We start from the raw sequence: 13,799 nt of genomic DNA on the forward strand, positions 1-13,799 counted from the left end.
GAAGCGAAAAAATTCAGGACGCGCGGTGTATTGCGCATTCATAAGCGGTCTGGATTTTTTCGCTGACGCAGCAGATCGCCGTTTTGGAGCGGCCTGATAGCGCGTCGTTCATCCTTCGGACTCAGGCTTCCGGCCCCGCCGAGACGCGCAAAAGGTCCCCCTTGAGCATCCACATCACGGTCGAGACCAGAAGATCCGCCGCCTCGGCCTTCTCGCGCAGGGCCGTCCAAGGTAGCGGACGCCGGGCCCAGACCAGCACCTTGCGCATGAGCTCAAGGTCGATCCTGTCTTCGATACCCGCATAGACCACGGGAAAATCCTGCCCCCTGTACACGGCCTGGCCAAGCTCCGTGGCCTCCAGCACATCCCCTTCCGCCAGACGCCGCGTCGGGTATCCGGCAAAAATCCGTCCGTGGCGCATGAGCAGCGGATGGCCGTCCCCGTCCGGCCTGGACGCGGGCGCTGCCGCCAGCCGCTCCCACAATTCCAGATAGCGCCCGATGATCCGGGACCAGTCAAAACCCAGGGCATGCTCCCGGGCCGCCCGACCCATGCCCTCACGCACGTCTTTGCTCAGCATGGCGTGCAGATGCCCGGCCAATTCGCCCACATCCACGGCCACGTCCTGAGCCAGCCACAGGTGATAGGTGCTGTCGTAGAGAAGCGGCGCCAGAAGCGAAATGTCGTCCACCTCGCCGCTGTCCAGAGTCGAAACCAGAAATCCCGTGAGCCCGTGACGAACCAGATCCCGGTAGCCGTCATAGTCCGAAGCGATGACGGGTTTTGAGGCGGCGGCCGCTTCCAGGATCGTTAGCCCGAAAGTCTCCTGCGGATTGTCGGCCAGGGACACGACCACGTCGGCGCGATGCAAGAGGGCCGTCCTGGTCGCGTCGTCGGGACAGCGCACGACAACAAGCTCAAGTCCGATATTGGCCGCCAGATTGGTCAGGGTGTGCGGCAGGGATGCGCCCTCGTCCGGGCTTCCGGCCAGGACCAGACAGACGTCCTCAAGCTTGGCCCCGCCTTGGCGCACACGCTGGAAAGCACGCAGCAAGGGCAAGAGATCCATCTTGGAATACGGGCTGATCCGTCCCGGCACCAGAAAAATGGTCTTCGACTCCGGCACGGCGGGCACGGCACCCGGTCCGGGAGCGTCAAATTCAGAGCACCACACGCCAAGGGGCACGACAGCCACCTGGGGCACCGGAGCGCCGAACGCCTCGCCGAGCATCGCCAGTTCCTCCCGCACGACATCGGCCCCGGCGCTTGAGGTAGCCACAATGCAGTCCCGCGACGTGTTTCCGCTCCAGACGTGCTGGGCGAAGGACTGGCCGTAACGCGCGTAGGACAGGGAGTGGGTCACGCCGGTGATGGGGAAGATTTCAAGGGCCAGCCTGTTCCTGGCCGCAGCCAGAAAACCCTGTGAGGTCAGACAGTCGGAAAGATGAAACACGTGGTATGGCGTCCGGGCCAGATGCTCGGGCAAGGCGGTGCGCGGCAGGATGCGGACTTTGCCAAGCGCCTGCGGACAGACGGACTGCACGTAGGTTTGCAGCGCCTCGCCGCTTTGCCGGTCCGCCAGAAAAAAATGATAGGCCGCGAAAGGATCGGCTTCAAGCAGGGCCCGCAGGAAACCGGTATTGGCAACCTTGCGTCCGATGATGGGACCGCCTTCGACAAATGGATCTAGTGTGCCCCAGACAGGGCCTAAGTGTTGCGCCATGCACAGCCAGAGCAATATCCGGGCCTGATGAACGTACTTTGAAAAGGGGGCAAGAGCAGGCGGAAAAATGAGTCGGAACACAAGACGGAGCCGTAGCGGCCACCTTTCGTCAGGCTTGGCAGCAAACTTGCTAAGTTCCAGGAAATCGTCAATTTTTCGTTCCCCTGGAGGACTTCATGGACACCCCGACCCGCCCTTGCCTGGGCCTGGCTTTAAGCCCCGAGCTTGCCTCCCAGCTGAAAGGGCACCTGCCCCGGACAAGCGTTCTTGAGAACCGCCTGCCCGGTTCGGCGCTGGAATTCATGAGCGAAAGAAGCCAGGGGGGGCTTGTCTTCGTGTCCGTTTCCACCTGGAAAGACCTGCCCGCGCAGGACAGGGAACGGTTGACCGCGCACAAGTCCTGGCAGTTCCTGCTCATCGCCGACAGACATGACCCGGAAGCTCTGGAGTTCATGTCTTCCGGGATATTCCTCACGCTCATGACCTGCCCCCTTGATGGGGAAAAAATTGCCCGCGCCCTGGAACAGGCGGAAGAAGTATCCAGCATGTATCAGGATATTTTCCTCATGGCGCGCGAAATCAGCCTCGAACGGGAACTCCTGGCCCGCAAGAACGAACAGCTGGCATTCCTCAACCAGCTGCTGACCAAGGCCAGCCAGACCCTTGATCCATCCGTCATCCTCTCCAACAGCGCCGAGGATCTGGCGCTGCTCCTCGATGTCCGTTCCGTGCTCGGCATCTTCTGGAGCGAGAACAAGGGCCAGACCGAGGCGGAACTCTTTCTGCCGGAAAACCTCACGAACACGAGCCAGGCGGAATGGATCAACCATCTGCTGAGCCTGGCCACCCGCCTCGGCAAGCACGAGGTGCGCGGCTATCAGGTCTCGCTCCTGCAACACAAGGACGACGCTGAGGAGAGCCAGCCAGAGCTCGACCAGCTCATCACCCTGCCTCTGTCCCTGGGGCCGGAACCCTTTGGCGCCCTGGTCATCTGTTCGCGCGAGGCGTCGGCCCTCGGGCAGGATCGTCTGCGCATCCTCGGCTCGGCCGCCAACCATCTGGCCCTGGCCATGCGCAACAGCCTCGAATTTCGCAAGACCAAGGCCCGGGCTGACCATGACGGTCTGACGCGCATCTCCAATCGTCATCATTTTGACACTCGTCTGCGCGAAGAAATGAAACGCCACCAGCGCCATCAGGACGAACTCAGCCTGATGATGATCGATCTCGATTATTTCAAGTCCGTCAACGACACCTACGGACATCAGGCCGGAGACTTGGTGCTGCGGGAAGTGGGCAAGATACTGCACAATACCCTGCGCGAATCCGATTTCCCCGCCCGCTACGGCGGCGAGGAGTTCGTTGTGATTCTGCCGCAGACCCGGGAAGAGCAGGCCTGGATTCTGGCCGAACGTCTGCGCGCCCAGATCGGCCAGACCGTGTTCCGCTTCCAGAAGAAGCGCTTCCGGGTCACGGTGTCCATCGGCATCGCGGGGCTCAAGCCCGGCGCCCTGACCCCGCCGGAGGGCCTGATCCACAACGCCGACCTGGCCTTGTATCTGGCCAAAACCAGCGGCCGCAACATGGTCTGCTGCTCGGCCATCGAAGAATGCGAGGCTGATCAACTGGGCTGAAACCGCTGGCGCCGACCTCGGCAACACCAACAGAAAAACCGCATGAGGCAGCCCCCATGCGGTTTTTTTATTGTGCGAGAATCCCCGGCTATTTCAGAGCGAAAGGCAGCCAGGTGGAGATGACCGGGATATAGGTAACCATGAGCAGGCAGACGAAGAGCAACAGCAGAAAAGGCATGACCGCCCGGGCGATATAGGTCAGGGGCTTCTTGGTGATGCCCATGGCCACGAACAGGTTCAGGCCGAAGGGAAAGGTCAGGAATCCGATCTCCACGTTGACGATCATCATGATTCCCCAGGCCACGGGATCGATGTCGAAGTGGGCCAGCATGGGCAGAAAGATGGGCGTCAGGACCAGGATCGAGGTCACGATGTCCATGACGCACCCGACCGCAAGCAACAGAATGTTGACCAGAAACAGAAACACGTACTTGTTGCTGATGTGTGCGCCGATGAACTCGGCGGCCTGCACCGGAAGCTGCTCCCGGGTCAGCAGCCAGATGAAGGGCATGGCGCAGGCGATGATGAAGAGCAGAGCCGATGAGAGCACGGCGCTCTTGACCAGGATGACCCGCAACTTTTCCCAGGTCAGGGACCTGTAGATGAAGGTCTCGACCAGCAGGGCGTAGACCACGGACACGCCCGCCGCCTCCGTGGGCGTGAAGATGCCGGAATAGATGCCCCCGAGCACGATGAGCGGCATGGCCAGCCCCCAGGACGCCCGCCCGAGGATGCGCAGGGTTTCGCCCAAAGAATGCGATGATGTCGCGCCCCAGTTGAAACGCCTGGCCATGTACACGGCAAAGGCCCCGAAAATGATCACCCGAATCACGCCCGGAACAACGCCGGCCATGAACATGTCGCTGACCGAGGTGTTGCCCACCAGGGAATAGAGGACCATGGGGATGGACGGTGGAATGAGAATGCCGAGGGTCCCGGCGCTGGTGATGAGGCCGATGCTGAATTTTTCGCTGTAGCCCGAACGGATCAGGGCCGGAATCATGATGCTGCCCACGGCGATGACCGTGGCCGGGCTCGACCCCGAGATGGCCGCGAAAAACATGCAGGTCAGAATCCCGGCCAGGGCCAGCCCGCCGCGAAAGCGCCCGACGCAGGCGTCCATGGACTGGACCAGATAATGGGCGATGCGCCCCTCGGCCATGATGTTTCCGGCCAGAATGAAAAAAGGAATGGACAGCAGCAGAAAATTGTCCAGCCCGCGAAAAAGCTGCTGCACCAGCGCGGTCAGGGGAACGTTCAGAAAGAAACTGACGGCCCCGGCCGTGGTCGCAAGGACGACAATGGCGATGGGCGTCGAAAGCAGCAGCAGGCCCAAAAAAGTGCAAACGATGAACCAGACCATCAGTCACGCTCCTGTGCGGTCTGTCCGAACATGATGCGCGCCTGCTCGAAGGCCCGGGCCAGAAAACGCAGGGCGATGCCCACCCCGAAAACGGGGATGGGCAGATAGGCCACCCACATGGGCATGCCCAGCGATGCCGTGGTCATCCCGTAGCGGGCCAGCAGCGCCGTCTGCTCCCAACCGTACCAGGCGATGACCAGCATCACCGCCGCGCTCAGCAGGGCGGCAAGGGTCCGCAGGGCTGCGGCGATACGCGGCGGGGCATACTGGGTCACGGCCTCCATGGAGAAATGCGCTCCGTATTTGACGGCCATGCCTGCTCCGGCAAAGGTCACGAAAACGAGCAGATACCGACTGCCCTCGTCGAACCAATCAAAGGTCATGCCCAGAAAATAGCGGGTCATGACCTGGATGGTGGTACCCACGGCCAGCAGCAGAAGCAGCCCACCCACGGTCAATTCCTCGATATGCCCGAGGATACGCAGAAAATTCTTCATCATTCTCTCAAAAAAGGCAGGACCAAAAGGCCCTGCCGTTCTGTTTTAAGGCTTGCCTTGGCTCGCGGCACCCGCATCCGGGTCGGGGTCGCCGCGAACAGAATCTAGTTGCTGTACTGGTTCACCTTTTCCACGATCATGTCGTAATAGCGCTTGCCTGCGTACTTTCCAAACTTGGGGTCGTCTGGAATATTGCCGACCTGATTCGCGAATTTCTCATGCACGGGCAGCACGGCATCATGAAAGGCCTTGCGTTCTTCGGGGGTCAGGTCCGCGATGGTCGCGCCAAACTTTTCCTGCGCCAGTTTTTCGAGCTCGTTGCGCATGTTCGTGTTTTCGGTGCGGTTGATGTCCTCGGCGATCTTGGCGGCATCAAGAAAGATCCGCTGCTGCTCCGGAGTCAGGCTCTCCCAGACCGGACGGCTGACCATCTTGTAGAGGCAGGTCAGGGAGTGGGAGGAACGGGTCAGGTACTTGGCCACTTCCGTGAACTTCATCATGACCGAGGTCGGAATGGGGTTTTCCTGCATGTCCACGGCGCCCTGCTGCAAGGCGGTGTACAGTTCCGGGAACGGGATGCCCACGGGGTTGGCGCCGAGCGCCCGGAAACTTTCCAGGAACACGGGCGAATCCATGACCCGCACGCGCACGCCCTTCATCTGTTCGGGCGAGGTGATGGTCTTGTCGCGCACGCCGAAATCGCGCATCTCGTTTTCGGCATAGCCAATGGGGATCAGGCCCATGCCGGGCATCAGCGCGTCCATGACGGTCTTGAATTCCTCGTCGGCCAGCACCTTGTAGGCGACTTCCTTGCTCGGAAAGAGAAAGAAGAGGTCCAAAAGGCCCACCTGGGGAATGAGATTCGACATGACGGCCGTGGTGCAGTCCATCATGTCCAGGGTGCCGAACTGGACCTGCTCCAGCATGGAGCGCTCGTTGCCGAGCTGGCCCAGCGGAAAGACCTCGATCCTGATCTCGCCTTTCGTTTCCTTTTCCACGTGCTCGGCAAAGGCCAGGGCCGCCTTGTGCATGGGAAAATCCTTGTTCTCGATCTTGGTGGGCGCGATGTGCCCGAACTTGAGAACCCGCTCCGCCTGGGCCGACGCGGCGCAGAACATGGTCATGGCCAGAAAGATCGCCACCGAAACCTTCATCTTCATCGATGCCTCCGGGCTGTGCAGACGCCACTCGGAGCGAATGACACAAACCTTTGTTTTTATTAAAATTTCAAAAAAGAGGACACAAAGCATAAACAATTATCGATCAGCAAGAAGCTTTGCAACCCTTTTCTGAGTATCGGGCCCCCCTTCCATTCAAACCAGCTCGTTTCGGTGCATCCCGTCACATTGACTTCGACACTGCACCCCCCTAGTGATTTTGTCCTTCACGAGCACGCCCCGTTCCGTCCGTCACGGTCCAGGGGCACCGACCCCACGGAGCGCCCAATGCCATTGCCGTCTTCCCTTGCCGCCGCCCTGGCCCGTATCGTCCCGGCGGAACGCCTGCATCTGGATGCCGTGCGGGCGCGCGTCTTCGCCCTCGACGCCAGCATCTACCAGCCTCGCGCCAAGGCCGTCATCGACCTGGAAAATGAAACCGAAATTCAGAACCTGCTGGCGACACTGCGCGAGCACGGCAGCGGCGTGACCTTTCGCGGAGCGGGCACGAGCCTCAACGGCCAGGCCACCGGCGAGGAGATCGTGGCGCGCATCCGGGGTCCGTTCTGGCGCAGGCATGAGATCCTGTACGAAGGACGCACCATCCGGCTGCATTGCGGCCTGACAGGCGGAGAGGCCGACGCGGCCCTGGCCCCCCTCGGTCGCCGCATCGGACCTGATCCGGCCTCTGCATCGGCCGCTTCCATCGGCGGCATGGTCGCCAACAACGCCGCCGGCATGTGCTGCACCGTGGACCAGAACACCTTTGCGACCATGCGCCACATGCGCCTCATCCTGGCCGACGGCACGATCCTGGACACCGAAGATCCGGACAGCGTGGCCGCGCTGCGCATCAATCATGCGCATGTGCTTGAGCGCCTCCGGGAGCTGCGTGGCAGGATCATGGCTGACCCGGCCATGGTGGAACGCATCCGGCGCAAGTATTCCATCAAGAACACCACGGGCTATGCCATCAACGCCCTGACCGAATTTGACGATCCCTTGGACATGCTGACCCACCTCATGATCGGCTCCGAAGGGACCCTCGGCTTTGTCAGTTCCGTGACCCTGGCCACGGTGCCGGTCCATCCCCTGCGGGCCACGGCGCTCATGATCTTTCCGGACCTGAACGCGGCGGCGCGAGCGGTCATGGCCCTGCGCGGAGGCTGTCCGGTGCAGGCGGCGGAACTTCTTGACCGCACCTCCATCCGCGCCGTGGAAGGCCTGCCCTCGGCGCCGCCCATCCTGCGCGAACTGGGCGACGAGGCCTGCGCCGTGCTCATGGAGACCCGCGCCGAGAGCAGCGACACCCTCGCGCGCAATACCGAGGCGATCCTCTCGGCCCTGGCCGATATCGAACAGGTTGTACCGCCCCGCTTCACCACCGACCCGGCCGAATGCGAACGCCTGTGGGCCGTCCGGCGCGGCCTCTTCTCGGCGGTGACCAGCTTTCGCGCCGCCGACGAATTCGTCATCACCGAAGACATCAACATTCCGGTGGAACGCCTGGCCGAAGGCTGCGCCGCCTTCCAGCGCCTCTTCAAGCGCCACGGCTATGATGCCGGAATCATGGGGCACGCCTTTCACGGCAATTTCCACTTCACCCTGCCCACGCGCATAAGTGACCCTGCGGAACTGAGGCGCCTGCACGGATTTCTGGATGACCTGGCAACCCTCATCACACAGGACTTCGACGGCTCCCTCAAAGCCGAACACGGCACAGGCCGGGCCATAGCCCCCTACGTGCGCCAGGAATGGGGAGATCCAATCCACGCCATCATGAGGGAGATCAAGAAGCTGCTCGACCCGCACGGCATCCTGAACCCGGGCGTCATGTTCAACGAGGACCCAAACGCGCATCTTGAAGGCCTCAAGCTCCCCCTGACCAGCCATCAAAAAATCGACATGTGCGTGGACTGCGGATTCTGCGAGCCGGTCTGCCCCTCGCGGCACATCGCCTTCACGCCGCGCCAGCGCATCGCGGCCTGGCGGGAAATCACGCGCCTGGAACAGGATGGGCGTGACGACGAGGCACGGCAATGGCGCGCGGCCTTCACGGAATTGGGCGAATCCACCTGCGCCACGGACGGGCTGTGCACCACCCGCTGCCCCTTGAGCATCGACGTGGCCTCCTTCATCCGGGACCTGCGCCATGATGCGGCCACTCCCATCGCACGCACCGCGGCCGGCAGCGTCGCCGCACATTTCACCGCCGCCACATCCCTTGTGCGTGGAGTGCTGGGCGCAGCCGACCTCGCGCACCTGGCCCTCGGCGATCAGAAAATGGAGGCCGTGAGCCGCATCCTGACGAGGCTGAGCGGCAACAGGCTGCCCCTGTGGCAAAAACACCTGCCCCGCGCGGCGGCATCGATACCCGGCAAGCCCGGCTGCGCCACCGATCGGGACGTGGTCGTCTATCTGCCGTCCTGCGCCACGCGGACCATGGGCGACACCCGTGAGGACCATCTGCCCCCCTTGCCCGAAGTCACACGGCTTCTGCTCGAACGGGCCGGGTTCACGGTGCGCATCCCGGGTAACGTGAACGAACTCTGCTGCGGCAAGGCATTTGAAACCAAGGGACTCTTCGATCAGGCCCGATCGAAGATCCTGGAGCTTGAAAGCGCGCTGCGCGAGGCGTCCGAAAACGGCCGCCATCCCATTCTCTGCGACACCAGCCCGTGTCTTGCGCGCATGAAAAAAGAGCTCAAGGGCCTTGCCCTCTTCGAGCCCATCGAATTCGCCCAGATCTTCCTGCTTCCACGCCTGCGACTCAAACCGGCGCGGCGCGCCATCGCCCTGCACCCGACCTGCTCCACCCGTCTCATGGGCCTGACAGAAGCCTTCACGGACCTGGCGCACCGCCTGGCCGCGCGTGTCGTCCTCCCCGAGGGCATCCTCTGTTGCGGGTTCTCCGGCGACAAGGGCTTTCATCGACCGGACCTGAACGCCTCGGCCCTGGCCGGGCTTGCCGCGCAGGTCGCGCAGTGCGGCGAGGGATATTCCACATCCCGCACATGCGAAATCGGCCTGAGCCTGCACGGGGGCATCCCGTACCGTAACATCCTGTATCTGCTGGAGGAATGCTCCAGGCCGGATGAATGAGCCAATTTTTCCGTGCCGTGCGAAAACGGATGCAATGAAATTTCAAACAGCATAAGCGCTCCGAATGATCCTTTCACCATTTCAAAAACAGGCGGTACCATGAAGAAAACCTCGCTCCTCCTTGCGGCCATGTCCTTTTTGCTCATCCTTCAGACCGGCTGCGCGGCGCGGCAAAAAGAGCACGATGCGCACGCCGGTCCCGCCGTCGTCAGGGAGCTCGTCAAGACCAGCGCAAGCTGGAACAAGAAAACCTTGCCCGCATATCCAGGGGGGCAACCCGAGATCACCATCCTGCACATCGCCATCCCGGCGGGAACCCGCCTGAAGACGCACACCCATCCGGTCATCAATGCCGGAGTGCTGCTCAGCGGTCAGCTCACGGTCGTAGCCGCCAACGGCGAGAAGCTGCTTCTCAAGGCCGGAGATCCCATCGTCGAACTGGTCGATACCGAGCATTACGGCGTGAATGAAGGCGACGAACCGGCGGAGATCATCGTCTTTTATGCAGGTACCAGCGGCGCTCCGATCACGCTTTCCGCACCCGAGTGATTGAAGGATAGGCGTCCTACATACCTGGATGAATCGGCTCTGAACTTTACGCGGGACTTTTCCCCGAATCGTGCTTAACAGTAGATGTTAATCAGGCACAATTCACCACGGGAACGATCATGAACGCTGAAGAATCAGGGCTCGCAGAAATACCGGCCCTCATGGCCATGCTGGCTCACAAGGACGGGCTGATCCGCAAAAAAGGGCGGGAAGGCCTGGAGGCGCTTGGAAAACCGGCGGTGGCGCCCCTGTGCGCGGCCCTGCTCACCGCCAAGGACCACCATGTGCGCTGGGCTGCGGCCAAGGCCCTCGGGACGCTGCGCGATCCGGACTCCGCACCGGCGCTGGTCGATGCGCTTGAAGACCGAAACTCAGATGTTACCTGGCTCGCGGCCGTGGCGCTGGAAAATCTCGGGCAGGAAGCGTGGAGACCCCTTTTGCAGGCCCTGATCGACCGAGGAGTCGAGTCCGTGGCCCTGCGCGAGGGAGCGCACCATGTCTTCTCCAAGCAGAAGGCTCCCGAATTCGACGATCTGCTGGACACAATCCGCGAAGCTCTTGAATTTGGCGAACTGACGGAGACCGGGGGCATCGCCGCATCGGAAATGCTCAAACGCTTGCGGGACAAGGCCGCCTCACGATGACCAGACTGCGCCAATCCCCCCATCCATGCTGGGTGAAATCACGCAATCCAGCACAAACAAAATTTGCGGCGAAGCATCAATTACAATCAATACTTTGGAATAATTGAATTAAATTACGCAGGATGAGCTGGCACGCATCCTGCCTATAGAATGCCAAATGAATTCACCCAGGAGGACATATGGGACCAACCCCAGAGGTTTTGGAAAAGTTTCGGAAAAAAGCGGAAATCGTCTCGGCCATTGTCTCGGAAGTGGACTCCATGGCGCAGGCCATTGCCTATACTGTTGATCTGTGCGCCCAGAAGGAAGCCTGTCAGCTGCTCATGAGCGGCTGTGAGGAAACCCTGTCCGACAAGGGCAAGGATCTGTGCGAACTCAAAGAATGGGGCAAGATCATCGCCGCCCCCGCCCTGAACGATGCTGACATGGCCGAACTGCTCAAGCAGGCCGCAGAGCGCCAGATCTCCGTCATCAAGGACGGAATGCGCAGCCACCTGGCCGGCATCGACATCGGATTCACGGTCGCGGACTACGGCATCGGCGAGACCGGCAGCCTGGTCATCAATTCCTCCAGCGAGGAATTGCGTCTGGCCACCATGGTCAGCGAAATCCACGTCGCGGTCATCCCCAAATCACGCATCCGCGCCACGGCCGAGGACATGTACGCCGAACTCAAAGGCTTTATGAGCCAGAAGCCCAATTATCTGGCCTTTGTCACCGGCGCGAGCCGCACCGCTGACATCGAACGCGTTCTGGCCCTGGGCGTGCACGGACCCCTGGAACTGCACATCCTGATTCTGGAGGACAAATAATGCAGAAGGCCAAAAATCTTTCCGAATATAACGAGGAACTGCGCGAAGCTCTGGACAACACCTTCCTGCGCGGAGCCATGGACAAATTCGCCACGGCCTACCCCGTGGGCCGGGCCAATGCCTTTCGCGAATACGACGTGGAGGCCCTGATCGAGGAAGTGGTCAAGGCCAAGGATGCAGGCCTGACCCGCCTGGACGAGCTTTATGCCGAATTCAAGGCCAAGGCCGAAGCCAACGGCGTGAAAGTGCACATGGCCAAGGACGGCGACGAGGCCAACGAGATCGTGGCCCGCATCGCGGCCGAGAACAAGTGCAAGATCATCGTCAAATCCAAGTCCATGACGGCCGAGGAAACCCTTTTGAACCACCGTCTGGAAAAAGACGGACTCGAAGTGGTCGAGACCGACCTTGGCGAATGGATCATCCAGCTGCGGCACGAAGGGCCCAGCCACATGGTCATGCCGGCCATTCACCTGTCCCGCTATCAGGTTGCGGAACTCTTCTCGCAGGTCACCAAGCATGACCAGTCATCGGACATTCAGCGTCTGGTCAAGGTCGCCCGCCGCGAGCTGCGCCAGAAATACGCCGATGCGGACATGGGCGTCAGCGGAGTCAATTTCGCCATCGCCGAAACCGGCACCATCGGCCTCATGACCAACGAGGGCAACGCTCGACTGGTCACCACCCTGCCCCGCGTGCATGTGGCCATCACCGGCATCGACAAGCTCTGCGGCAGTCTTGAGGACGCCCTCAAGATCCTGCGCGTTGTTCCCAAGAACGCAACGGGTCAGGCCATCACCTCCTACGTGACCTGGATCAGCGGTGCCAACGAGTGTCAGCCCGCGCCCGGCGGCAAGAAAGAGATGCACATCATCTTCCTGGACAACGGCAGAAGCGAGATGGCCAAGGATCCTCTCTTCGCCCAGGTGCTTCGTTGCGTGCGCTGCGGCGCCTGCGCCAACGTCTGTCCGGTTTACCGCATGGTCGGCGGCCACCAGATGGGACACATCTACATCGGCGCCATCGGCCTCATCCTGACCTACTTCTTCCACGGCAAGGACAAGGCCAAGAACCTGGTTCAGAACTGCATCAACTGTCAGGCGTGCAAGCACATCTGCGCGGCGGGCATTGATCTGCCCCTGCTGATCAAGGAAATCCACGCCCGCATCCTGGACGAAGACGGCCACCCGCTGCCTTCCATGCTGCTCGGCAAGCTGCTCAAGAACCGCAAGCTCTTCCACGCCTTCCTGCGCACGGCCAAGATGGCCCAGCGTCCGCTGACCGGGGGTACGCAGTACATCCGCCATCTGCCGCACATCTTCTCCAAGGATCACGGCTTCAAGGCGCTGCCGGCCATTGCCGCCAAGCCCTTCCGGGATCGCTTCGCGGCGCTGAAACCCACTGTTTCCGCACCCAAGTACCGCATCGCCCTGTTCTCGGGTTGCGTGCAGGACTTCGTCTATCCGGAACAGCTGGAAGCCGCGGTGAAAGTTCTGGCCGCCCACAACGTGGCGGTGGACTTCCCCATGGACCAGTCCTGCTGCGGCCTGCCGCTGCAGATGATGGGCGAGAAGAAAGCGGGTGTCGATGTGGCCAAGCAGAACATCGCGGCCATGAGCGGCGACTACGATTACATCATCACCCTGTGCGCCTCCTGCGCATCGCACCTCAAGCACAACTACCCGTTCCTGCTTGGTGAAAACGACGCCGAGGCCAAGGCCTTTGCCGAAAAGGTCATCCCCTTCTCGGCCTTCATGACCGATGTGCTGGGCGTGACCGCCGACGGCTTCAAGCAGACCCAGGAACGCGCCACTCTGCATGCCCCCTGTCACCTCTGCCGTGGCCTGGACGTGGTCGAACAGCCCCGTCAGCTTCTTGCCCTGGGCGGCTATGAATACGCCCAGGCGGAGCAGGAGCAGGTCTGCTGCGGATTCGGCGGCACCTACTCGGCCAAGTTCCCGGGGATTTCCGAACAGATCCTCAAGAACAAGCTGACCGACGCGGGCCGCACCGGAGCGGAAGTGCTGGTCACCGAATGCCCGGGCTGCATCATGCAGCTGCGCGGCGGTGCTGAAGTGAACAAGTCCGGCTTCGCCGTGCGGCACATCGCCGAAGTGCTGGCCGACCATCTGAAATAACAAACGGGCCGGGTTTTCCCGGCCCGAACTTTTCTCTCCTTGCGCACCGGGAGTCTTCCACTGGAAGGCTCCCGGTATTTTTTTCAAGAATAGGTTCTATGGGTCGTATGGGACCTATGGGACCTATTCTTGCAGTCAGAAAACTTCATCCAAAGAAATAGGCTCTTCCGGTCCTTGCTT

10 protein-coding genes are annotated in these 13,799 nt (G+C 61.4%); 6 read left to right on the forward strand and 4 right to left on the reverse strand.

What is annotated here, in order from left to right; genetic code table 11:
• Positions 1-121: 121 nt before the first annotated feature.
• Positions 122-1,723 carry a glycosyltransferase family 4 protein gene (locus tag BMZ40_RS12470; protein ID WP_092376229.1) on the reverse strand — a complete coding sequence of 534 codons (1,602 nt, stop codon included), beginning with the start codon at positions 1,721-1,723 and terminating at the stop codon, positions 122-124.
• 176 nt (positions 1,724-1,899) lie between these two features.
• Between BMZ40_RS12470 and BMZ40_RS12475 the strand changes: the two genes are divergently transcribed.
• On the forward strand, positions 1,900-3,357 hold the full coding sequence (locus tag BMZ40_RS12475; protein ID WP_092376232.1) for a GGDEF domain-containing protein: 1,458 nt from the start codon (positions 1,900-1,902) through the stop codon (positions 3,355-3,357).
• An 88-nt stretch (positions 3,358-3,445) separates the two neighbouring features.
• On the opposite strand, the gene BMZ40_RS12480 is transcribed toward BMZ40_RS12475, so the two are convergent.
• From BMZ40_RS12480 to BMZ40_RS12490, 3 genes are all read right to left on the reverse strand, one after another.
• Positions 3,446-4,720: a TRAP transporter large permease gene (locus tag BMZ40_RS12480; protein ID WP_092376235.1), complete on the reverse strand. Its 1,275-nt coding sequence runs from the start codon at positions 4,718-4,720 to the stop codon at positions 3,446-3,448.
• Positions 4,720-5,217, reverse strand: coding sequence for a TRAP transporter small permease (locus BMZ40_RS12485; RefSeq protein WP_177193156.1), 498 nt, complete (start codon positions 5,215-5,217; stop codon positions 4,720-4,722). Before BMZ40_RS12485 ends, BMZ40_RS12480 begins: the two co-directional genes overlap by 1 nt.
• A 104-nt stretch (positions 5,218-5,321) precedes the next feature.
• Positions 5,322-6,377: a DctP family TRAP transporter solute-binding subunit gene (locus BMZ40_RS12490; RefSeq protein WP_161949209.1), complete on the reverse strand. Its 1,056-nt coding sequence runs from the start codon at positions 6,375-6,377 to the stop codon at positions 5,322-5,324.
• Positions 6,378-6,662: 285 nt separating this feature from the next.
• Here BMZ40_RS12490 and BMZ40_RS12495 point away from each other — a divergent pair, with 285 nt between their 5' ends.
• The 5 genes from BMZ40_RS12495 (at position 6,663) to ldhH (ending at position 13,619) form a co-directional block, all read left to right on the forward strand.
• On the forward strand, positions 6,663-9,476 hold the full coding sequence (locus BMZ40_RS12495; RefSeq protein WP_092376242.1) for an FAD-binding and (Fe-S)-binding domain-containing protein: 2,814 nt from the start codon (positions 6,663-6,665) through the stop codon (positions 9,474-9,476).
• Positions 9,477-9,575: 99 nt separating this feature from the next.
• Positions 9,576-10,025 (forward strand): cupin domain-containing protein, encoded by a 450-nt coding sequence (locus BMZ40_RS12500; RefSeq protein WP_092376245.1) that lies wholly within the window; start codon positions 9,576-9,578, stop codon positions 10,023-10,025.
• A gap of 119 nt (positions 10,026-10,144) precedes the next feature.
• Positions 10,145-10,669 (forward strand): HEAT repeat domain-containing protein, encoded by a 525-nt coding sequence (locus tag BMZ40_RS12505; protein WP_092376248.1) that lies wholly within the window; start codon positions 10,145-10,147, stop codon positions 10,667-10,669.
• Between the two features lie 179 nt (positions 10,670-10,848).
• Positions 10,849-11,481, forward strand: coding sequence for a LutC/YkgG family protein (locus BMZ40_RS12510; protein WP_092376250.1), 633 nt, complete (start codon positions 10,849-10,851; stop codon positions 11,479-11,481).
• Complete coding sequence (ldhH, locus tag BMZ40_RS12515; protein ID WP_092376253.1) at positions 11,481-13,619, forward strand: L-lactate dehydrogenase (quinone) large subunit LdhH; 2,139 nt, start codon at positions 11,481-11,483, stop codon at positions 13,617-13,619. Before BMZ40_RS12510 ends, ldhH begins: the two co-directional genes overlap by 1 nt.
• The last annotated feature ends 180 nt before the right edge of the window (positions 13,620-13,799 follow it).

The organism is Desulfomicrobium apsheronum (genome assembly GCF_900114115.1).
GTDB classification, from domain to species: domain Bacteria; phylum Desulfobacterota; class Desulfovibrionia; order Desulfovibrionales; family Desulfomicrobiaceae; genus Desulfomicrobium; species Desulfomicrobium apsheronum.

Excerpts from the sequence above, each read along its gene's own strand:
- BMZ40_RS12500 (WP_092376245.1), top strand. The coding sequence starts at position 9,576 with ATGAAGAAAACCTCGCTCCTCCTTGCGGCCATGTCCTTTTTGCTCATC.
- ldhH (WP_092376253.1), top strand. The coding sequence starts at position 11,481 with ATGCAGAAGGCCAAAAATCTTTCCGAATATAACGAGGAACTGCGCGAA.
- BMZ40_RS12485 (WP_177193156.1), bottom strand. The coding sequence starts at position 5,217 with ATGAAGAATTTTCTGCGTATCCTCGGGCATATCGAGGAATTGACCGTG.
- BMZ40_RS12505 (WP_092376248.1), top strand. The coding sequence starts at position 10,145 with ATGAACGCTGAAGAATCAGGGCTCGCAGAAATACCGGCCCTCATGGCC.
- BMZ40_RS12495 (WP_092376242.1), top strand. The coding sequence starts at position 6,663 with ATGCCATTGCCGTCTTCCCTTGCCGCCGCCCTGGCCCGTATCGTCCCG.
- BMZ40_RS12490 (WP_161949209.1), bottom strand. The coding sequence starts at position 6,377 with ATGAAGATGAAGGTTTCGGTGGCGATCTTTCTGGCCATGACCATGTTC.
- BMZ40_RS12510 (WP_092376250.1), top strand. The coding sequence starts at position 10,849 with ATGGGACCAACCCCAGAGGTTTTGGAAAAGTTTCGGAAAAAAGCGGAA.
- BMZ40_RS12480 (WP_092376235.1), bottom strand. The coding sequence starts at position 4,720 with ATGGTCTGGTTCATCGTTTGCACTTTTTTGGGCCTGCTGCTGCTTTCG.
- BMZ40_RS12470 (WP_092376229.1), bottom strand. The coding sequence starts at position 1,723 with ATGGCGCAACACTTAGGCCCTGTCTGGGGCACACTAGATCCATTTGTC.
- BMZ40_RS12475 (WP_092376232.1), top strand. The coding sequence starts at position 1,900 with ATGGACACCCCGACCCGCCCTTGCCTGGGCCTGGCTTTAAGCCCCGAG.